This is a genomic window from Streptomyces sp. NPDC088400, assembly GCF_044753355.1.
In the GTDB taxonomy this organism is placed as follows: Bacteria; Actinomycetota; Actinomycetes; order Streptomycetales; family Streptomycetaceae; genus Streptomyces.
This window is the reverse complement of record NZ_JBIVMZ010000004.1, coordinates 83661-102807: the sequence shown is the minus strand read 5'-3', so window position 1 is coordinate 102807 and position 19147 is coordinate 83661. Positions and strand designations below refer to the sequence as shown.

Sequence of the window (19147 nt, the reverse complement as noted above, 5' to 3'; positions counted from 1 at the left end):
CGTGATCAAGGCAGCGCGACCGGCCGGCACAGCACGGGACGGCAACCGGTCGGGCGCGCACGATCAGGAGGCCACCCGGACATGTACAGCAAGGCATTCGCTCCCGAGTACCAGGGCGAACTGAGGACCGTACTGGGCGTGAACTCTTCGTACGAAGAGGTACTGACAGCGGCGCGCGAGGTACGGCGCACTGCCGGCACCCCACTGGAACGGGCCCGCGCCTCGCTGGCCGTTGGCGAGGCCAACCGGCGGCTGGGCCGCGTGGACGAGGCCGGCGCGGCATGGCGCGAAAGCTACCGCAGCGCCCGTGAGGCCGAGCACCGGGGCGCCATGGCCTGGGCCCTGTGGAGCGGCGGCACGCTGGCCCGTCAGTGCGGCACGCTGCCGCTGGCCCGCCGCCTGCTGGCCCACGCGCTGGAACTCGCGGCCGGCAGCGGCGACCGGATCGCGCACGGCTACTGCCTGGCCGGGCTCGCCGAGACCGGCCGCATCCAGGGCGATTACGAGGCGGTCGCCGCCATGCACGAGGAACTCCTCGCCCAGGCCAGGGCGCACGGCGAGGCGCGGCACATCGTCTGGGCGCTGTCCGGCATCGCCCAGATGCACCGGAACACCGGCTCGCTGGACTCGGCGCTGGAGATGTTCGAGGAGTCGGTACGGATAGCCACCGACGGCGATGACGCGCGGGGCCGCGCCTGGTCGCTGCGCGGCGTCGCGGACGTCCTGTCCGCCCAGGGACACACGGAGCGCGCCCTGGCCCTGCTGTCCGAGGCCGAGGCGATCTGTTCCCGTATGAACCTCACGAGTGCCCACGCCTACGCGCACAAAATGCGTGGCAACGTCCTCTACCGGGCGGGGCGTTACGCGAGCGCTCGGGACGTGTACACGCAGGCGCTGGTGGAGTTCCGGGCCATCGACGAACCGCGCGGTGTGGTGCTGTCGCGGCTCGGCCGGGTCAAGTCCCTGCACTTCCTGGGGCGTTCGGCGGAGCTGACGCGGCGTGAGCTGGACGACCTGGAGCGCGAGGTGGACCGGATCGGGCTGGGGCATGCCAGGAAGACGATCGAGATCTTCCGGTCGCAGATGTCGGAGTACGACGCCCAGCTGTCGGAGTACGGGACCGGCCCGTCCGAGCACGAGGCCGGGCCGTCCGAGTACGCCGCCGCGTAAGCGGGTTACGAACCGGTCCGACGGCCGTGGCGAAGGAACCCGACGGCCGTGGCGAAAGGACCCGCCGTGGCGAAGGAGACGAAGGGACGGGCACCCCGCACAAAGGCGCCCGCCCCTCCCGTGCCCCGAAGCCGCCCGCCGGATCGCTGAGGGTCCAGGTCCTGTCCGGCCTGGGTGACCCGGCGACGGCCGCTCCGGTGTCCTTCCGGGGTGCCGGGTGGCGTTACCGCGAGTCGCTCCCGGTCGACTCGGCCGCCGCGCGCCCCGCCTCCAGCCGGGCCACCGGGATCCGGAACGGCGAGCAGGAGACGTAGTCCAGGCCCACCTCGTGGAAGAAGTGCACGGACTCCGGGTCGCCGCCGTGCTCGCCGCAGACGCCCAGCTTCAGACCGGGCCGCGTCGCGCGCCCCGCCTCGACCGCGCTCCGTACGAGCGAGCCGACACCGTCCCGGTCGATCGTCTCGAACGGCGAGACCCCGAAGATGCCCTTCTCCAGGTACGCGGTGAAGAAGCTCGCCTCCACGTCGTCGCGGGAGAAGCCCCAGACCGTCTGGGTGAGGTCGTTCGTACCGAACGAGAAGAACTCCGCCGCCTCCGCGATCTGCCCGGCGGTCAGCGCGGCGCGCGGCAGCTCGATCATCGTGCCGAGCGCCAGCTTGAGTTCGACGCCCGTGGCCTGTCGGACCTCCGCGATGACCTGCTCGGCCTCGTCGCGGACGATCTCCAGCTCCTGGACCGTACCGACGAGCGGGATCATGATCTCGGCGCGCGGGTCGCCCTTGGCGTTCTTGCGCTCGGCTGCCGCCTCCGCGATGGCCCGTACCTGCATGGCGAACAGCCCGGGGATGACCAGACCGAGCCGTACCCCGCGCAGACCGAGCATCGGGTTCTGCTCGTGGAGCTTGTGCACGGCCTGGAGGAGGCGCAGATCGTTCTCGTTGTGGTCCTTGCGCGACTCGGCGAGAGCGACCCGTACGGACAGCTCGGTGATGTCGGGCAGGAACTCGTGCAGCGGCGGGTCGAGGAGGCGGACCGTGACCGGCAGGCCGTCCATCGCCTCGAACAGCTCGACGAAGTCCTTCTTCTGGAGCGGCAGCAGGGCACCCAGTGCCTCTTCCCGCTCGTCGTCCGTGTCGGCGAGGATCAACTTCTCAACCATCGTGCGGCGTTCACCGAGGAACATGTGCTCCGTACGGCACAGCCCGATGCCCTGGGCCCCGAACCGGCGGGCACGCAGCGCGTCCTCGGCGTTGTCGGCGTTGGCGCGCACCCGCAGCCGGCGGCAGCGGTCGGCGTACGCCATGATCCGGTGGACGGCCTTGACCAGCTCGTCGGCGTCGTCGGCGCCCGCGTGCATCCGGCCCTCGAAGTACTCCACGACGGGCGACGGGACGACCGGGACCTCGCCGAGGTAGACCTTGCCGGTCGAGCCGTCGATGGAGACGACGTCGCCCTCCTCGATGACGGTCCCGCCCACGGTCAGCCGGCGCGCCTTGGTGTCGACCTCCAGTTCCTCCGCGCCGCAGACACAGGTCTTGCCCATGCCACGGGCGACGACGGCGGCGTGCGAGGTCTTGCCGCCGCGTGAGGTCAGGATGCCCTCGGCGGCGATCATGCCGTCCAGGTCGTCGGGGTTGGTCTCGCGGCGGATGAGGATGACCTTCTCGCCGGACCGGGACCACTTGATGGCGGTGTACGAGTCGAAGACGGCCTTGCCGACGGCCGCGCCGGGCGAGGCCGCGATGCCGCGCCCGAGGAGCGTCCGCGCGGCGTCCTCGTCGAAGCGCGGGAACATCAGCTGGGCGAGCTGGGCGCCGTTGACGCGCTGGAGCGCCTCGGCCTCGTCGATCAGCCCCTGGTCGACCAGCTGGGTGGCGATCCGGAAGGCGGCACCGGCGGTGCGCTTGCCGACGCGGGTCTGGAGCATCCACAACTGGCCGCGCTCGATGGTGAATTCGATGTCGCACAGATCCCGGTAGTGCGTCTCCAGGGTCTCCATGATGCCCATGAGCTGGTCGTACGACTTCTTGTCGATGGTGGCCAGTTCGGCGAGCGCCACGGTGTTGCGGATGCCCGCGACGACATCCTCGCCCTGCGCGTTCTGGAGGTAGTCGCCGTACACGCCCTGGTGTCCGCTGGCGGGGTCACGGGTGAAGGCGACGCCCGTACCGGAGTCGGGGCCGAGGTTGCCGAAGACCATGGAACAGACGGTCACGGCGGTGCCGAGGTCGCCGGGGATGCGCTCCTGACGGCGGTAGAGCTTGGCCCGGTCCGTGTTCCAGGACTCGAAGACGGAGCGGATCGCGAGATCCATCTGCTCGCGCGGGTCCTGCGGGAAGTCGCGCCCGGCCTCGCCGGCGACGATCTTCTTGAACCGCTTGACCAGCTTCTTGAGGTCGGCGACCTCCAGATCCACGTCGGTGGCGGCCTTCTTGGCCTGCTTGGCCTCCTCCAGCGCGTCCTCGAAGAGTTCGCCGTCGACGCCGAGCACGGTCTTGCCGAACATCTGGATCAGGCGGCGGTACGAGTCCCAGGCGAAGCGCTCGTCACCGGACTGGGTCGCGAGTCCGGCGACGGAGGCGTCCGAGAGGCCGACGTTGAGGACGGTGTCCATCATGCCGGGCATGGAGAACTTGGCGCCGGAACGTACGGAGACGAGCAGCGGGTCGTCGGCCTGGCCGAGCTTCTTCGCCATCTTCTTTTCGAGGGCGTCGAGATGGGCGCTCACCTCGTCGCGCAGGGCGACCGGTTCCGTGCCGCTGTCGAGGTAGATGTTGCAGGCCTCGGTGGTGATGGTGAAGCCCGGGGGGACGGGCAGCCCGAGGTTGGTCATCTCGGCGAGGTTGGCACCCTTGCCACCGAGGAGGTGCTTCAGATCCTTGTTGCCCTCGGTGAAGTCGTAGACGAACTTCTCGCGCTCGGGCTCGGGGGTGGCTGCGTGGGGACCTTTGTTTTCCGGCACGGGTCTCGACTCCTCGAGGACGCGGTGGCTGCCCTGACGGCAGGGAACATACCCAGATCAAAGGTGGCTGGGTACGTCCACTTGACTGTCATACGGCCTTAACCACCCGTCCGCCAGCAGATCGAAAGTGGGCCCTGGAGAACCGGTGGTTCGTGGCTCCTTCACTCCTCGAAGCGGGCATGACTCGCACATGACCAAGTTCGCTCAGACGAGCGGAGACATCGACGTCTGAGTTTAAGACTTGAACGCAGAAGGGGTGGCACTGCGTGCCACCCCTTCTGGAGGTACAGCCAGCCAAGACTCGCTCATCTGAGTTGATGATCGATCAAACGTGGCGAGAATCACGCCCTCGAATGGCCGTGTTCACCCCTCGATTCCAGAATCTGGACCAGGAACGCGTGCACTCACCCGCCCGAGGTGTCCAGCTCGGCGTCGGCACCGATGCCCGCGCAGTCGTACGGGTCCTTGAGCCAGCCGTCGGGCAGGACGACCCGGTTGTTCCCCGACGTACGCCCACGCGGCCCGTCCGCGCCCTCCGGCCACGGCTGGTCCAGGTCGAGCCCGGCCATCAGCTCGTCGAGTTCGGCGAGGGACGAGGTGATCGCCAGTTGCTTGCGCAGCTGCGAGCCGACCGAGAAGCCCTTCAGGTACCAGGCCACATGCTTACGGAAGTCGATCACCCCGCGCGCCTCGTCCCCGATCCACTCCCCCAGCAGCTGGGCGTGGCGCCGCATGACCCCGGAGACCTCGCGCAGCGTGGGCCGCGCGGGCGCTCCCGTACCTTCGAAGGCCGCGACCAGGTCCCCGAAGAGCCACGGCCGCCCCAGGCAGCCGCGCCCCACGACCACGCCGTCGCAGCCCGTCTCGCGCACCATCCGCAGCGCGTCGTCCGCCGACCAGATGTCGCCGTTGCCGAGCACCGGGATCTCCGGGACGTGCTCCTTGAGCCGCGCGATGGCGTCCCAGTCGGCCGTGCCGCCGTAGTGCTGGGACGCGGTCCTGCCGTGCAGCGCGATCGCCGTCACGCCTTCCTCGACCGCGATCCGCCCGGCATCCAGATAGGTGATGTGGTCGTCGTCGATGCCCTTGCGCATCTTCATCGTGACGGGCAGGTCCCCGGCGTTGGAGACGGCCTCGCGCAGGATCGCCCGCAGCAGCGGCCGCTTGTACGGGAGCGCCGAGCCACCGCCCCTGCGGGTCACCTTGGGCACCGGGCAGCCGAAGTTGAGATCGATGTGGTCGGCCAGCCCCTCGTCCACGATCATCCGGACGGCCTTGCCGACGGTGACCGGGTCCACTCCGTACAGCTGGATCGAGCGCGGCGTCTCGGTCGCGTCGAAGTGGATCAGCTGCATGGTCTTCTCGTTGCGCTCGACCAGCGCCCGCGTGGTGATCATCTCGCTGACGAACAGGCCCTTGCCACCGCTGAATTCCCGGCACAGCGTGCGGAAGGGCGCGTTGGTGATCCCGGCCATGGGGGCGAGCACCACGGGCGGCCGGACCTCGTACGGGCCGATCGCGAGCGGAGCCGCAGGTGCGGTCACCGGCGCGGTCACCGGTGCGGACGTCGCGGCGGTCTGGGCGGTGGCGGGGCTGGCGAGCGTGGCGAGTGGAGCGGTCATCCGCCCATTGTCGCGCACGACAGGGTTCATTAGTTAGTCGTACTATCAATGAATGTCCGAGCTCAGCCACCGACGGCAAATGCTGGTTCTGGCGATCTGCTGCATGAGTCTTCTGATCGTCAGTCTGGACAACACCGTCCTCAACGTCGCCCTGCCCTCCATGCAGAAGGAACTGCACGCCTCGGTCTCCGGGCTGCAATGGACGATCGACGCCTACACCCTCGTCCTCGCCTCGCTGCTGATGCTCTCGGGCTCGACGGCCGACCGGATCGGCCGCCGCCGGGTCTTCAAGGCCGGGCTCGTCATCTTCACCCTCGGCTCGGCCCTCTGCTCGCTCGCGCCGAACCTCGAATCACTGGTCGCCTTCCGCATGGTGCAGGCCGTCGGCGGCTCGATGCTCAACCCCGTCGCGATGTCGATCATCACCAACACCTTCACCGCCCCGCGCGAGCGCGCCCGCGCCATCGGGGTCTGGGGTGGCGTCGTCGGCATCTCGATGGCGGCGGGCCCGCTGGTCGGCGGGCTGCTGGTGGACTCGGTCGGCTGGCGGTCGATCTTCTGGCTCAACCTCCCGATCGGGCTGGCCGCCCTCGTACTGACCTGGCGGTACGTCCCCGAGTCCCGCGCCCCGAAGCCCCGCCGCCCCGACCCCGTCGGGCAGTTGCTGGTCATCGGCGTCTTCGGCGCGCTGACCTACGCGATCATCGAGGCGCCGTCGGCCGGCCTGACCTCACCGCTGATCATCTCCTTCGCCACCGTCGCGGCGCTCTCCCTGACCGGCCTGCTGCTGTACGAGCCGAGGCGCGCCGAGCCCCTGATCGACCTGCGGTTCTTCCGCAGCGCGCCGTTCAGCGGGGCGACGGTCATCGCCGTGTGCGCCTTCGCCGCGCTCGGCGGATTCCTCTTCGTCAACACGCTCTACCTCCAGGACGTACGGGGACTGTCCGCGCTGAGCGCCGGGCTGTACATGCTCCCGATGGCGGCCATGACCTTCGTCTGCGCCCCGCTGTCGGGCCGGCTGGTCGGCAACCGCGGCCCCCGCCTCTCCCTGCTGATCGCCGGAACCGCGATGACGGTGAGCGGGGTGCTGTTCGCGGCCTTCGACGCCGAGGCGACCACCACGCTGATGTTCACCGGCTATGTGCTGTTCGGCATCGGCTTCGGCATGGTGAACGCGCCGATCACCAACACCGCCGTCTCCGGCATGCCCCGCTCCCAGGCGGGCGTCGCGGCCGCCGTCGCCTCCACCAGCCGCCAGATCGGCCAGACGCTGGGTGTTGCCGTGATCGGCGCGGTGCTGGCGGGCGGGGTCACGGCCGCGGCGGGCTCGGCCCCGTACAGGGCGGGATTCACGGACGCGAGTCGCCCGGCCTGGTGGATCATCACGGTCTGCGGTGTCTGTGTCCTGCTGGTGGGCGCGCTGACCAGCGGCGACTGGGCCCGGCGGACCGCGCTCCGGACGGCGCGGCGACTGGAGGAGCCGTCCTCGGCTCAGGTCGCGACGGGCACCGACTCCAAGGCCTGAGCGGACGGCCGAGCCGGTGCCTGCGCCGATGTCCGCGCGAACGCGTGAAGCCGGTCGAGGCGGAGCCGGGACTCCTCGTCCACGGGAACGTAACTGACCAGCCGAGGGCCGGAGGACGGCCCGAGCCAGAGGTTGGTGTGCTCCACGCTGAGCCCGCCCACATGGGCGTTGACGAAACGCTTGGTCCGGTCGCCGACGGGCGCGACCACTTCGTGCCGCTCCCAGATCTCGCAGAATTCGGGCGAGGCCGCCCGCAGCCGCCCGAGCAGCGTCTTCCAGGCCGGCTCGGCGAGGTGCTCGGCCATGGCGGAGCGGAACTTGCCCGCCATGATCCGGATCGTCTCCTTGCGGTTGTCGCCGAGCGACTCGCCCCACTCCTGGTTGGTGAACGCCAGCAACATGCAATTGCGGTCCTCGGGCGGTATCGCGTCCATGTCACACATGAGCAGCCCGTACGTCCGGTTGTACGCGAGGATGTCGTACCGCGAGTTCTGCACGCAGGCCGGGAACGGCTCCAGCCGCTCCAGCATCGCCCGCAGCGCCGGCGTGATGGTGGGGCACGGCGTGCCGGGCGCGGGATCGGTGGCCGCCGCGAGCGCGAACAGATGCGCGCGCTCACTCCGGTCGAGCAGCAGCGCACGGGCGAGGGCGTCGAGCACCTGGGCGGAGACCTGGATGGAACGTGCCTGCTCAAGCCACGTGTACCAGGTGACCCCGACCGCCGAGAGCTGAGCGACCTCCTCACGCCGCAGCCCGGGAGTACGCCGCCGAGCACCCCGCGCCAGCCCGACCTGCTCGGGCGTGATCCGCTCCCGCCGACTGCGCAGGAACGCGGCCAGCTCGTGCCGCCGGATGTCGGTCTCCCGCTCGCGCAGGCTCGCGGGCGGGGTCACAGTCGTACTCATGCTTCCAGCGTGCCGGAAGCCCCAGCCGAATACCAGGTACGCCCAACACCAGGATAAAAGCGAACGGGCACCCCTCTGAGGCGCCCGTCGTCAAAGATCGTGTACTGGAATTCCCGTGTGGCGGGCATTTCGGTACGGGAGCTGTACGGGAGCCGTACGGGTGCCGGGCTCCCGGCGCGGCTCAGGAGGCGTCGAACTCGCCGCGCCGCACGGACCGTACGAAGGAGGCGAAGGCGCCGTGCGGGAAGGTGAGGTGCGGGCCGTGGGGGGCCTTGGAGTCACGGACGGGGACGACGCCGGTGAGGCCGTCGGCCACCTCGACGCACTCCCCGCCGTTGCTGCCGCTGTAGCTGGAGGTGCGCCACGCCTGCTCAGGTATACGGATCGGCTCGATCATGAAAAGCAGTCCTTCAAAATGGAGTCGATCACGGGGGCCGACTCATCCGGCGGCAGAGCGGTCGCCTTCAGCAAACCATAGGCAGTGCGCGCCGCGACCACATCGTCCGGTTCAGCCAGGATGTACCCCTTCGGGAAGCCGTCGACATGCACGACGTCCGCGCCTTCGCCGAAGGACAGGAGTCCGAACGGAGAGCCCGAACCGGGGTAGGCCGCAATGCTGTTCGGGATGATCTGGATGACGTGCTGCGGCTCCTCCGCCAGGGTCCGCAAGCGTTCCAACTGCCCCCTCATGACGCGCTTTCCGCCGACGGCACGGCGGAGGACGCCCTCATCCAGGATGATCCACAGCCGAGTTGGAACCTCACGCGTAAGGATGCGCTGCCGCTCCATGCGCGCGGTCACCAGGTCGTCCAGGTTGGTGGGGCGCCCGGTCCGCAGTACGGCTCGCGCGTACTGCTCCGTCTGCACAAGACCAGGCACAAGTAGCGGGTGGAACATGTGGACTTCGGTGGCGGTCCACTCCAGCTCGACATACCTGCGGAACCACGGCGGGAAGGCGTACCGAAGGGCGAGCGGCCACAGCCGCACGAAGCGCCCGTTGGCGTAGGGGAACGTACGGTCGCACGCCTCGGCGAAGTCCAGGGACGGCACCCGGTCCCCGGCCTCGATCTTCGCCACGAGCGAGTACCCGCAGCAGGCCACTTTGCCGAGGTCCGCGCGTGACATGCCCAGACGCTCGCGCTCCAGCCGTACCTCAGCCCCGAAATGAGCGAGCGGCGAGGCGGCCGCGTCGGTCGCTTCCACGCTCTCGTTTTCGACAGTCACATGGATCCCCGAATGGTCTTTGGACAGTTACCGGCGTCCAACGCACCTACCTGTTGAACGTACTCGCGACGGCCGAAGATTGAACACAGACAGCGAGTACTCGATGACGGAAGGTACATCCCCGATGCGTGAACGAGCCACCGATACACGGACCTACGACCCGGAAGAGCTGACCGCACTGGCCTCACTGGTAGCCGCCGACGGCTTCTGGCGCTTGGCGCCCGAGTGGGTACCCCTCCAGTTCGCCGTGCCGACGCGGGAGTTGATGGAGCGCGTGGAGCGCGGGCTCAGGCGGCTGGCCGCATGACCGGGAGTGAGGTGCGCAAGCGCCTGTCCCTGCTCATCGCCACGTTCGGCTCGGACGGCGCCCTGGTCGTACCGAAGTCCGGGCTGGAGGCGGAGGGCGCCGACCTCGCCCCCGGGTCCGCGCTCACGTGGCCGCCGTGCCGGTGCGGGAGCCGGAAGTGCCCGGACTACGAGCCGCCGCCCGCGCCGGACGCACCGTCCGCCGAAGAGCTGAGCGCGCGGGTGAAGGAGAGGAACAAGCGCAGCAGCAGGGGCGGGGTGTGAGGGTGTGAGGGCAGCCGTCGCACACCGCAGGAACCATCGGCCCGGCGCGCGACCCCCGGCGCGCCCGGCTCACGGACCGACGGACGACAACTCCCGCCGTCAGTGCGGACGACGCGTCTCCACCGCCGTGTCGGGGCCGGGCGAGACGATCGACTCATGGCCGTCCTCGGCGCGCACCCGGAAGGGCGGGGTACCGTTCGGCCCCAGCACCTCCACGACTTCCACGACCCGGTCCTGCTTGCCCACGACCCTGCCGTGCATCACCAAACGGTCGCCCTTGCTTGCTTTCATCCGCACTCCCACGTCACACGCCACATGAGCGCCCGATGGTCACTCGACGTAATCGTGAGTGTACGGAACAGCACCATCGGCGGCACCTCGGGGACTCAGCCCATTGCCGGGTAGTTCATGTACCAGGATAAAGACACTCTGGTACCAGGCTCAGTGATGAAGGACGGTGGGTGCCGTGAGTACAGCATCCGCGTCCACGACGTCTCCCACTGCCGCCGGGGCCACCGGCAAGGCCGGCCCCGATGGGGGCGGGTCGCCCGTCATCCATGACCACGGGTCCGCACTCGGCACGCTCGGCCTGTTCACCGTGCTGCTCGGGGCGGCCCTCCCGCTGATCGACTTCTTCATCGTCAATGTCGCCCTGCCGACCATCGACCACGACCTGGCCGCCGGGCCCGCGCTGCTGGAGCTGGTCGTCGCCGGGTACGGGCTCTCGTACGCCGTACTGCTCGTCCTCGGCGGACGGCTCGGGGACATGTTCGGCCGGCGCCGGCTCTTCCTGGTCGGCATGGCGGCCTTCGGGCTCACCTCGCTCGCCTGCGGCCTCGCGCCGACCGCCTGGACGCTCGTCGGGGCGCGCGTGACACAGGGGGCCGCCGCCGCGTTGATGCTGCCGCAGGTGCTGGCCACCATCCAGGCCGCGACCGCCGGACCGCGCCGGGCGAAGGCACTGAGCCTTTACGGCGCCACGGCCGGGCTATCGATGGTGGCGGGCCAGATCCTGGGCGGCGTACTGGTCTCCGCCGACATCGCGGGGAGCGGCTGGCGGGCGATCTTCCTGGTGAATGTGCCGGTCGCGCTGGTGGGTCTGTTCCTGGCGTTCCGTTCGGTGCCCGAGACCCGTTCCGAGCGGCCCGCGCCCATCGACGTACCGGGAACGCTGCTGCTGGGCGTCGCGCTGATCACGCTGCTGGCGCCGCTCACGGAGGGCCGCGCGGCCGGGTGGCCGGTGTGGACCTGGGTCTCGCTCGCCGCCTTCCCCGTCGCGGCGTACACCTTCCTCCGCGTGGAACGGCGGGCCGACCGGCAGGGCCGGACCCCGCTCGTACCGCCGAGCCTGTTCGCACTGGTCTCGCTACGGCGCGGGCTCGCGCTGGTGGTGCCGTTCTCGATCGGCTTCGGCGGCTTCATGTTCGTGATCGCGGTCGCGCTCCAACAGGGCCTGCGCATGGGCCCGGTGGCGGCCGGATTCGCGTTGGTGCCGATGGCTGTGGCGTTCTTCGCGGCGTCACTGGCGGGACCTCGTCTCGTACGGCGCCACGGCAGCCTCGTCGTGACGGCCGGCGCGGTGGTGCAGGCCGTCGGTGTCGTGCTGCTGGCGCTCACCGTATGGCGTGACTGGCCCTCGGTCGGCATGCTCGACCTGCTGCCGGGAGTCGCCCTGGCCGGTCTCGGCCAAGGGCTCCAACTGCCCGTCTTCTTCCGGATCGTGCTCTCCGACATACCGGCCGAACGGGCCGGGGTGGGCGGCGGCGTGATGGTGACGACCCAGCAGTCCGCGCTGGCACTGGGAGTGGCGACGCTGGGCTCGCTCTTCTTGACCCTGGAGGCCTCGGCGGGGATGCGGGGCGCGCTGACCGTCACGCTGCTGGCGCAGTTGGCCACGGTCGTCCTGACGGCGCTGCTCAGCCTTCGACTGCCGCGTCCGGTCGCCTGACAACCGCTCCCGCCGGAGGCTTCTCGGCCCGACAGCAGACCACGACATGAGCCCGGATCACTTCGGTGATCCGGGCTCATGTCGCATGTTTCTATGAGGTGTTGACGCTACGTCAGCCCTGCGTCGCTGCCTCACCCGACGCCTGGGCCGCACCGTTGTCGCCGGTCGTCCCGGCCGTGTCGGATGTCTCGGTCGCGCTGTCCTGTCGGTCCTGCCCGGCCGCGCGCTCACGCATCTTGCGCAGCAGTTCCTGCTTCTGGTCGGTGGCGACCTTGCGGTCGGCCTCGCGGGCGGTGGGGCTGCCCTGCCGGTCGGCGCGGGACAGCTTCTTACGCTGTCCGCCCACGCCAAGAAGGTTGTTGCGGCTCTTTGCCACGGGGTTCTCCCGATGTGATGAGAAGTGATCTTCGGATTCGTCGGTGGGGGGCGGGTCGTCGCCGCCGCGCTCTCACTCGTAGATCTGGAAGAACATGCCCGTGACGCTACCACCGGGCGAGGGCAGGGCGTTACGCATTTTTCCGGCGCCGCAGACATGTATTCGATGACAGATATTGAAATCTGTCATCGGTCATGCCATGGTTGTTGTACGAGCCTCCGATGTCGGTCCGGGACCCGCCCCTCACCGATGTCGCACTCACACCGACAACGCATCGAGAACCGCACCGAAAACGCACCGGAGGAACCCCTCATGGCTCCCACTCCCGCTCTCCCCACCCGTCCCCTCGGCACCACCGGCCCCCAGGTCTCCGCGCTGGGCCTCGGCTGCATGGGCATGTCCGGGATGTACGGGAGCGCCGACCGGACCGAATCCATCGCCACCATTCACGCCGCCCTCGAAGCGGGCGTCACCCTGCTCGACACCGGTGACTTCTACGGCATGGGGCACAACGAGCTGCTGATCAACGAGGCGCTGAGCAAGGCCCCGGCAGACCTTCGTGAACGGGCCCTCACCAGCGTCAAGTTCGGGGCCCTGCGTGATCCGGACAGCGGCTGGCACGGCTACGACGGCCGTCCCGCCGCCGTGAAGAACTTCGTGACGTACTCCCTCCAGCGCCTCGGCACCGGCCACATCGACATCTACCGGATCGCCCGGGTCGACCCCCACGTCCCGATCGAGGAGACCGTCGGTGCCATCGCCGAGCTGGTCCAGGCCGGCCATGTGCGCCATATCGGTCTCTCCGAGGTCGGCGCCGAGACCATCCGCCGAGCAGCAGCCGTCGCCCCGATCGCGGACCTCCAGATCGAGTACGCCCTGATCTCTCGCGGGATCGAGGCCGAGATCCTGCCGACGCTCCGTGAGCTGGGCATCGGCATCACCGCGTACGGCGTGCTCGGGCGCGGGCTGATCAGCGGCCACTTCACCCGCGACCGCGAGTTGACGGCGGGTGACTTCCGCGCGGCGGGCCCCCGTTTCCAGGGAGACAACCTCCAGCACAATCTCGGGCTGGTCGACTCCCTGCGCAAGGTCGCCGAGCAGAAGGGCGTCACGGTCGCGCAGATAGCCATCGCCTGGGTGCTGTCCCGGGGCGACGACATCGTGCCGCTGATCGGAGCCCGCCGTCGCGACCGGCTGACCGAGGCTCTCGGCGCCCTCGACGTCACGCTGGACGCCGACGACCTGGCCATGATCGAGCGTGCCGTACCGGCCGACGCGGCCGTCGGAGACCGCTACCCGGCCGCCCAGATGGCTCACTTGGACAGCGAGCACTGACCGTGGCCGGGAGCCACGGCGAGCGGACGCCTGCCCCCACGGCTCGCCCGTGGGGTGGCTGGACCTGACAGGTAATGTCATCTGCCGTGTCCCCTCGCACGCACCACGAAAGGCCGGACATCCCATGGCCGCCGAGACCCTGACCGCCGAGCGCATCCTCGAAGCCACCGAGGAGGTGCTGCGCCGCTACGGACCGGCGAAGGCCACGGTCGTCGATGTGGCGCGAGTACTGGGCGTCAGCCACGGCACGGTCTACCGGCACTTCCGTACGAAGGCGGCGCTGCGCGAGGCGGTCACCACGCGCTGGCTGCGGCGTACGGAGATCATCCTGGAGAGGATCACCGACGAGGGGACCGGGCCCGGCCCGGAGAAGCTCCACGAGTGGCTGCTGGCGCTGTTCGACACCAAGCGGCACAAGGCGGGGGACGATCCCGAGCTGTTCGCCACGTACTCCGTGCTCACCGGGGAGAGCAGCAGCGCGGTCGAGGCGCATCTGGCGGAGCTGACGGGGCAGCTCACGCGGATCGTCGAAGAGGGCGTGCGGGCGGGCGAGTTCACTGCGGAGGACCCGGCGAGCGCGGCCGGAGCGGTGTTCGCCGCCACCGCGCGCTTCCATGATCCGGCGTACGTCGGGGAATGGCAGAAGCCCACGATCGACGCCGAGTTCACCGCCGTGTCCGATCTGCTGGTGCGCGGGCTCCGGGCCTGATCCGGACCTGAGGAGGTACGGCCGGCAGCTTTCCGAGCCGTACCGCACCAGCCGCATCAGCCCTCTTCGGCCCTTTGAGCCGCCTCAACTGCCTCAGCCGCCTCAGCCCTTGCGGCCTCCTCAGCCGCCGGGGTTCACCGTCGCCTGATGCGCTTCGGTGAGATGCTCCTCGGCCTTGAGCCACGGCAGGAACTGCGCGTTCTTGCGCCAGCCGCAGGTGTCGCAGACCAACGACCGCTGCACGCCCGTCTTCTGGACACGTACGACATGCTCACGGCCGTGCTGATCCCACCGGTTGACCTTGCTGGTGGTCGTGGACGGCATCCGTTCCTCCTGTTGGCGTGTGCGCCCAGTGTGCGGCGAAGCCCCCGGTTCCGGTACGGAACCGAGGGCTTCGACCCACGAACGTAATGTGTCAGCAGCCGATCAGTCGGCCACCCAGGTAGCTCTGGATCTGGTCGAGCGAGACCCGCTCCTGCTTCATCGTGTCGCGCTCGCGCACGGTCACCGCGTTGTCGTCGAGGGTGTCGAAGTCGACGGTGATGCAGAACGGGGTGCCGATCTCGTCCTGGCGGCGGTAGCGGCGGCCGATGGCACCGGCGTCGTCGAACTCGATGTTCCAGTTGCGCCGCAGGTCGGTGGCGAGGCCCTTGGCCTTCGGCGAGAGCTGCGGGTTGCGGGAGAGCGGCAGGACCGCGACCTTGACCGGCGCGAGGCGCGGGTCGAGACGCATCACGGTGCGCTTCTCCATGACGCCCTTGGCGTTGGGCGCCTCGTCCTCGACGTAGGCGTCGAGGAGGAAGGCCAGCATCGCGCGGCCGACACCGGCGGCGGGCTCGATGACGTACGGGGTCCAGCGCTCGCCGGCCTCCTGGTCGAAGTACGACAGGTCGTGGCCGGACGCCTTGGAGTGCGCGGAGAGGTCGTAGTCGGTGCGGTTGGCCACACCTTCCAGCTCGCCCCACTCGCTGCCGCCGAACTGGAAGCGGTACTCGATGTCGGCGGTCCGCTTCGAGTAGTGCGAGAGCTTCTCGGCCGGGTGGTCGTACCAGCGCATGTTCTCCTCACGGAGACCCAGGTCGCGGTACCAGTTCCAGCGCTGCTCCATCCAGTATTCCTGCCACTGCTCGTCCTCGCCCGGCTTGACGAAGAACTCCATCTCCATCTGCTCGAACTCGCGGGTGCGGAAGATGAAGTTGCCCGGAGTGATCTCGTTCCGGAAGGACTTGCCCATCTGCGCGATGCCGAACGGCGGCTTCTTCCGCGACGTCTGCTGCACCTGGGCGAAGTTGGTGAAAATACCCTGCGCGGTCTCGGGGCGCAGGTAGGCGACGGCCCCGGAGTCCTGCGTCGGACCGAGGTGCGTGGAGAGCAGCCCGGAGAACTGCTTGGGCTCGGTGAAGGTTCCCTTGTTGCCGCAGTTGGGGCAGTTCAGCTCGGTGAGGCCGTTCGCGGGGGCCTTGCCGTGCTTCGCCTCGTACGCCTCCTCCAGGTGGTCCGCGCGGAACCGCTTGTGGCAGGAGGTGCACTCGGTGAGCGGGTCGGTGAAGGTCGCGACATGGCCGGACGCCTCCCAGACCTCCGTGGCCAGGATCACCGACGAGTCGAGACCGACAACGTCCTCGCGCGAGGTGACCATGTAACGCCACCACTGACGCTTGAGGTTTTCCTTCAGCTCGACTCCGAGCGGCCCGTAGTCCCAGGCGGCCCGCTGACCGCCGTAGATCTCACTGCACGGGTAGACGAAGCCACGGCGCTTGCTCAGGTTGACGATGCTGTCGATCTTGTCGGCGGCCACGTTGCTCTCTTCATTACGACGACGACGAACGGCGAATGCTTCAGATTAGCGGCGGGCGCACCCCTTGGATCAAATCGGTGCGGGGTAAGAGACTTCCTCGCCTCTTGTTGACAACCGTTTCCACTTTTGTTGAAAATGAGTGTCATGAACGTACGACGTCTGATACCCACCGCCACCATCGCCGGAGCGGTCGCTCTCGGCCTGGTGGCGCTGTCCGCCTGCTCCTCCTCCGACGCCTCCGGAGGCGCGGGGAGCGACGGCAAGCTCGCGGTGACCGCGTCGTTCTACCCCATGCAGTACCTGGCCCAGCAGATCGGCGGCGACCATGTCGACGTCACCACCCTGACCAAGCCGGGCGTCGAACCGCACGACCTGGAGCTCAAGCCGCGGCAGACCGCACAGCTCGGTGAAGCGGACGTCATCGTCTACCTCAAGGGCATCCAGCCCGCCGTGGACGAGGCCATCGCCCAGTCCGGTGTGGAGAACACCGTCGACGCGGCCTCCCTCACGAAGCTGGAGAAGCACGGCACCGAGGTCGGTCACGCGCACGAGGGCGACGAGCACGGCCACGAAGGCGAGGCCGACAGCGGGGACGAGGCGAGCGGCCTGAACGGCGCCGACCCGCACATCTGGCTCGACCCGGTGAAGTACGCCGAGGTCGCCAAGGGCGTCGGCGCCTCCCTGTCGGAGGCCGACCCGGACCACGCCGCCACGTACAAGAAGAACACCGCGGCGCTGGTCAAGAAGCTCGACGCCCTGAACAGCGAGTTCCGGCAGGGCCTCGCCGACACCGGCACCAAGACGTTCATCACCACCCACGCCGCGTTCGGCTACCTCGCCGAGCGTTACGGTCTGGAGCAGGAGGCCATCGCCGGTATCGACCCGGAGGCGGAGCCCAGCCCCGCGCGGGTCAAGGAACTGGAGACCATCGCGAAGCGCGACAAGGTCAGCACCGTATTCTTCGAGACACTCGCCAGCGACAAGACCGCCAAGACCCTCGCGGGGGACTCCGGACTCAAGACCGACGTCCTGGACCCGCTGGAGGGAATCACGGACAAGTCCAAGGGCGATGACTACCTACAGGTCATGCGGTCCAACCTCACCGCGCTCCAGAAAGCGCTTGGCGCGAAATGAACCAGCCGACAGCAGTATCGGAGGCGCCCGACATGGCGACGGTGGAGAGCGGAGACTCGGCGGACAGCGGTCCGCAAGCGGCAGAGCACGCTGAGCACACCGCACGGGCCGAAAGCGGACCGGAAACCGAAGAAGCCTCTGCGGAGAACCCGCGGCCGCGGAGTTCCGCCTCCGTCATCTCCATGCGTGGGGCCACCGCGACGCTCGGCTCGCGCCCCGTACTGCGCGGCATCGATCTCACCGTGCACCCCGGCGAGGTCGTCGCCCTGCTCGGCGCCAACGGCTCCGGCAAATCCACCGCCGTACGCTCCGTGATCGGGCAGATACCGCTCACAAGTGGCGAGATATCGCTGTTCTCGACCCCGCTGCGCCGCTTCCGGGACTGGGCGCGCGTCGGTTACGTACCGCAGCGCACGACCGCCGCGAGCGGAGTGCCCGCGACCGTCCGCGAGGTCGTCTCCTCCGGCCGGCTGTCCCGCAGCAGGCTGCTCCCGCCCTCCAAGGCCGACCGTGCGGCCGTCCGGCGGGCCATCGACCTGGTGGGGCTCACGGACCGCGCCAAGGACTCCGTGGGCGCCCTCTCCGGCGGCCAGCACCAGCGGGTGCTGATCGCCAGGGCGCTCGCCTCCGAGCCCGAACTGCTGATCATGGACGAGCCGATGGCGGGCGTCGACCTGGCCAGCCAGGAGATCCTGGCGGCGACCCTGCGCGAACAGGTCGCGGCCGGTACGACCGTTCTGCTCGTCCTCCATGAACTGGGCCCGCTGGAACCGCTGATCGACCGCGCGGTGGTGCTGCGCGACGGCTGTGTGACGCACGACGGACCGCCGCCCCGGGCCGTCGGCCAGCACGCCCTGCCCGGCCACGACCACGTCCACCCCCACGCGGCCGGCGAGCCGCTCCGTACAGGACTGCTGACCTGACCATGGAAATCCTCCAGACCGCCTTTATGCAGCGCGCGCTGATCGCGGCCGTACTGGTCGGCGTCACCGCCCCCGCCGTCGGCATCTACCTCGTCCAGCGCCGCCAGGCACTGATGGGCGACGGCATCGGCCATGTCGCGATGACCGGGGTGGGCCTGGGCTTTCTGCTCTCGGTCAGCCCCGTGTGGATCGCGACCCTGGTCTCGGTCGCCGGCGCCATCACGATGGAACTGATCCGCGCCTACGGCCGTACGCGCGGTGACATCGCGCTGGCGATGCTCTTCTACGGCGGCATGGCGGGCGGTGTCCTGCTGATCAATCTCGCGCCGAACGGCTCGAACGCCAACCTCAGTTCGTACCTCTTCGGTTCTCTGTCGACGGTCTCGCCGGAGGACGTGACCGCGATCTCGGTGCTCGCCGCGTTCGTGGTGCTGGTCACGGTGGGGCTGCGGCGGCAGCTGTTCGCGGTCAGTCAGGACGAGGAGTTCGCCCGGGTCACCGGGCTGCCGGTGCGCGCGCTGAATCTGCTGATCGCGGTCACCGCGGCGGTCACGGTCACCGTCGCGATGCGGGTGGTGGGGCTGCTGCTGGTCAGCGCGTTGATGGTGGTCCCGGTGGCGGCGGCCCAGCAGATCACCCGGTCGTTCGCGGTGACCTTCGTCCTGGCCGTGGTGATCGGTACGGCCGTGACGCTGGCCGGGACGGTCACCTCGTACTACCAGGACGTGCCGCCCGGCGCGACGATCGTGCTGATCGCGATCGGTGTCTTCGTGCTGCTCACCGCCCTCGCCACTCCCCTGGCCAGGCGGCGGGCCCGCGCGTTGCGGGCGGCGCGGGAGCCGGCCGCGGATGCGGCGGGGGACGGGTGCGGAGCAGCCGTACGAGAGGTGCCGGGCGCCCGGCTGCCCGCCGACGACATTCCGGTCTGACCCCGAGCTGGCAGAAT

General features: G+C 69.4%; 19 protein-coding genes. 10 read left to right on the top strand and 9 right to left on the bottom strand.

What is annotated here, in order from left to right:
- Positions 1-81 precede the first annotated feature (81 nt).
- Positions 82-1170, top strand: a complete 1089-nt coding sequence (locus ACIQD6_RS11755; RefSeq protein ID WP_401880963.1) for a tetratricopeptide repeat protein — start codon at positions 82-84, stop codon at positions 1168-1170.
- Positions 1171-1393: 223 nt separating this feature from the next.
- On the opposite strand, the gene ppdK is transcribed toward ACIQD6_RS11755, so the two are convergent.
- Positions 1394-4132, bottom strand: coding sequence for a pyruvate, phosphate dikinase (gene ppdK / locus ACIQD6_RS11750; protein WP_401880961.1), 2739 nt, complete (start codon positions 4130-4132; stop codon positions 1394-1396).
- Between the two features lie 404 nt (positions 4133-4536).
- Complete coding sequence (gene dusB, locus ACIQD6_RS11745) at positions 4537-5754, bottom strand: tRNA dihydrouridine synthase DusB (protein WP_401880959.1); 1218 nt, start codon at positions 5752-5754, stop codon at positions 4537-4539.
- Between the two features lie 52 nt (positions 5755-5806).
- Here dusB and ACIQD6_RS11740 point away from each other — a divergent pair, with 52 nt between their 5' ends.
- Positions 5807-7279, top strand: coding sequence for an MFS transporter (locus tag ACIQD6_RS11740; protein WP_401880957.1), 1473 nt, complete (start codon positions 5807-5809; stop codon positions 7277-7279).
- Here the strand turns inward: ACIQD6_RS11740 and ACIQD6_RS11735 are convergent.
- The 3 genes from ACIQD6_RS11735 to ACIQD6_RS11725 form a co-directional block, all read right to left on the bottom strand.
- Positions 7246-8184: a helix-turn-helix transcriptional regulator gene (locus ACIQD6_RS11735; protein WP_401880955.1), complete on the bottom strand. Its 939-nt coding sequence runs from the start codon at positions 8182-8184 to the stop codon at positions 7246-7248. The genes ACIQD6_RS11740 and ACIQD6_RS11735 overlap by 34 nt on opposite strands.
- Before the next feature lie 181 nt (positions 8185-8365).
- Positions 8366-8581: a DUF397 domain-containing protein gene (locus tag ACIQD6_RS11730; protein ID WP_401880954.1), complete on the bottom strand. Its 216-nt coding sequence runs from the start codon at positions 8579-8581 to the stop codon at positions 8366-8368.
- The gene (locus ACIQD6_RS11725) at positions 8578-9408 is read right to left on the bottom strand and encodes a Scr1 family TA system antitoxin-like transcriptional regulator (protein ID WP_401880952.1); all 831 of its coding nucleotides are present in this window, start codon (positions 9406-9408) and stop codon (positions 8578-8580) included. The genes ACIQD6_RS11730 and ACIQD6_RS11725 overlap by 4 nt, the downstream gene beginning before the upstream one ends.
- A gap of 124 nt (positions 9409-9532) precedes the next feature.
- On the opposite strand from ACIQD6_RS11725, the gene ACIQD6_RS11720 reads away from it, so the two are divergent.
- Together ACIQD6_RS11720 and ACIQD6_RS11715 are read left to right on the top strand one after the other, a co-directional pair.
- The gene (locus ACIQD6_RS11720) at positions 9533-9715 is read left to right on the top strand and encodes a hypothetical protein (RefSeq protein WP_401880950.1); all 183 of its coding nucleotides are present in this window, start codon (positions 9533-9535) and stop codon (positions 9713-9715) included.
- Complete coding sequence (locus ACIQD6_RS11715; protein WP_401880948.1) at positions 9712-9978, top strand: hypothetical protein; 267 nt, start codon at positions 9712-9714, stop codon at positions 9976-9978. Before ACIQD6_RS11720 ends, ACIQD6_RS11715 begins: the two co-directional genes overlap by 4 nt.
- A gap of 99 nt (positions 9979-10077) precedes the next feature.
- Here ACIQD6_RS11715 and ACIQD6_RS11710 read toward each other — a convergent pair whose 3' ends face one another.
- Positions 10078-10269, bottom strand: coding sequence for a DUF1918 domain-containing protein (locus ACIQD6_RS11710; protein WP_401880947.1), 192 nt, complete (start codon positions 10267-10269; stop codon positions 10078-10080).
- A 262-nt stretch (positions 10270-10531) separates the two neighbouring features.
- Between ACIQD6_RS11710 and ACIQD6_RS11705 the strand changes: the two genes are divergently transcribed.
- A complete protein-coding gene (locus ACIQD6_RS11705; RefSeq protein ID WP_401881700.1) occupies positions 10532-11926 on the top strand; it encodes an MFS transporter in 1395 nt (464 codons plus the stop codon).
- A gap of 112 nt (positions 11927-12038) precedes the next feature.
- Here ACIQD6_RS11705 and ACIQD6_RS11700 read toward each other — a convergent pair whose 3' ends face one another.
- Positions 12039-12302: a DUF6243 family protein gene (locus ACIQD6_RS11700; protein WP_401880945.1), complete on the bottom strand. Its 264-nt coding sequence runs from the start codon at positions 12300-12302 to the stop codon at positions 12039-12041.
- Positions 12303-12614: 312 nt separating this feature from the next.
- Between ACIQD6_RS11700 and ACIQD6_RS11695 the strand changes: the two genes are divergently transcribed.
- Together ACIQD6_RS11695 and ACIQD6_RS11690 are read left to right on the top strand one after the other, a co-directional pair.
- Positions 12615-13637 (top strand): aldo/keto reductase, encoded by a 1023-nt coding sequence (locus ACIQD6_RS11695; RefSeq protein ID WP_401880943.1) that lies wholly within the window; start codon positions 12615-12617, stop codon positions 13635-13637.
- Positions 13638-13761: 124 nt separating this feature from the next.
- Positions 13762-14346 carry a TetR/AcrR family transcriptional regulator gene (locus tag ACIQD6_RS11690; RefSeq protein WP_401880941.1) on the top strand — a complete coding sequence of 195 codons (585 nt, stop codon included), beginning with the start codon at positions 13762-13764 and terminating at the stop codon, positions 14344-14346.
- Positions 14347-14466: 120 nt separating this feature from the next.
- Here ACIQD6_RS11690 and ACIQD6_RS11685 read toward each other — a convergent pair whose 3' ends face one another.
- Together ACIQD6_RS11685 and ACIQD6_RS11680 are read right to left on the bottom strand one after the other, a co-directional pair.
- Entirely contained in the window at positions 14467-14670 is a 204-nt protein-coding gene (locus ACIQD6_RS11685; RefSeq protein ID WP_401880939.1) for a hypothetical protein, read from the bottom strand.
- A gap of 91 nt (positions 14671-14761) precedes the next feature.
- Positions 14762-16144, bottom strand: coding sequence for a glycine--tRNA ligase (locus ACIQD6_RS11680; RefSeq protein WP_401880938.1), 1383 nt, complete (start codon positions 16142-16144; stop codon positions 14762-14764).
- Between the two features lie 144 nt (positions 16145-16288).
- On the opposite strand from ACIQD6_RS11680, the gene ACIQD6_RS11675 reads away from it, so the two are divergent.
- From ACIQD6_RS11675 to ACIQD6_RS11665, 3 genes are all read left to right on the top strand, one after another.
- A complete protein-coding gene (locus ACIQD6_RS11675; RefSeq protein ID WP_401880937.1) occupies positions 16289-17278 on the top strand; it encodes a metal ABC transporter substrate-binding protein in 990 nt (329 codons plus the stop codon).
- A 182-nt stretch (positions 17279-17460) separates the two neighbouring features.
- Positions 17461-18201 carry a metal ABC transporter ATP-binding protein gene (locus ACIQD6_RS11670; RefSeq protein WP_401880935.1) on the top strand — a complete coding sequence of 247 codons (741 nt, stop codon included), beginning with the start codon at positions 17461-17463 and terminating at the stop codon, positions 18199-18201.
- Between the two features lie 2 nt (positions 18202-18203).
- Positions 18204-19130, top strand: a complete 927-nt coding sequence (locus ACIQD6_RS11665) for a metal ABC transporter permease (protein WP_401880933.1) — start codon at positions 18204-18206, stop codon at positions 19128-19130.
- Positions 19131-19147: the final 17 nt, after the last annotated feature.

Bases quoted from the DNA above. Each gene is read 5' to 3' on its own strand.
- ACIQD6_RS11720 (WP_401880950.1), top strand. From the start codon at position 9,533: ATGCGTGAACGAGCCACCGATACACGGACCTACGACCCGGAAGAGCTG.
- ACIQD6_RS11685 (WP_401880939.1), bottom strand. From the start codon at position 14,670: ATGCCGTCCACGACCACCAGCAAGGTCAACCGGTGGGATCAGCACGGC.
- ACIQD6_RS11740 (WP_401880957.1), top strand. From the start codon at position 5,807: ATGTCCGAGCTCAGCCACCGACGGCAAATGCTGGTTCTGGCGATCTGC.
- ACIQD6_RS11675 (WP_401880937.1), top strand. From the start codon at position 16,289: ATGAACGTACGACGTCTGATACCCACCGCCACCATCGCCGGAGCGGTC.
- dusB (WP_401880959.1), bottom strand. From the start codon at position 5,754: ATGACCGCTCCACTCGCCACGCTCGCCAGCCCCGCCACCGCCCAGACC.
- ACIQD6_RS11670 (WP_401880935.1), top strand. From the start codon at position 17,461: ATGCGTGGGGCCACCGCGACGCTCGGCTCGCGCCCCGTACTGCGCGGC.
- ACIQD6_RS11690 (WP_401880941.1), top strand. From the start codon at position 13,762: ATGGCCGCCGAGACCCTGACCGCCGAGCGCATCCTCGAAGCCACCGAG.
- ACIQD6_RS11735 (WP_401880955.1), bottom strand. From the start codon at position 8,184: ATGAGTACGACTGTGACCCCGCCCGCGAGCCTGCGCGAGCGGGAGACC.
- ACIQD6_RS11710 (WP_401880947.1), bottom strand. From the start codon at position 10,269: ATGAAAGCAAGCAAGGGCGACCGTTTGGTGATGCACGGCAGGGTCGTG.
- ACIQD6_RS11665 (WP_401880933.1), top strand. From the start codon at position 18,204: ATGGAAATCCTCCAGACCGCCTTTATGCAGCGCGCGCTGATCGCGGCC.
- ACIQD6_RS11715 (WP_401880948.1), top strand. From the start codon at position 9,712: ATGACCGGGAGTGAGGTGCGCAAGCGCCTGTCCCTGCTCATCGCCACG.
- ACIQD6_RS11695 (WP_401880943.1), top strand. From the start codon at position 12,615: ATGGCTCCCACTCCCGCTCTCCCCACCCGTCCCCTCGGCACCACCGGC.
- ACIQD6_RS11730 (WP_401880954.1), bottom strand. From the start codon at position 8,581: ATGATCGAGCCGATCCGTATACCTGAGCAGGCGTGGCGCACCTCCAGC.
- ACIQD6_RS11755 (WP_401880963.1), top strand. From the start codon at position 82: ATGTACAGCAAGGCATTCGCTCCCGAGTACCAGGGCGAACTGAGGACC.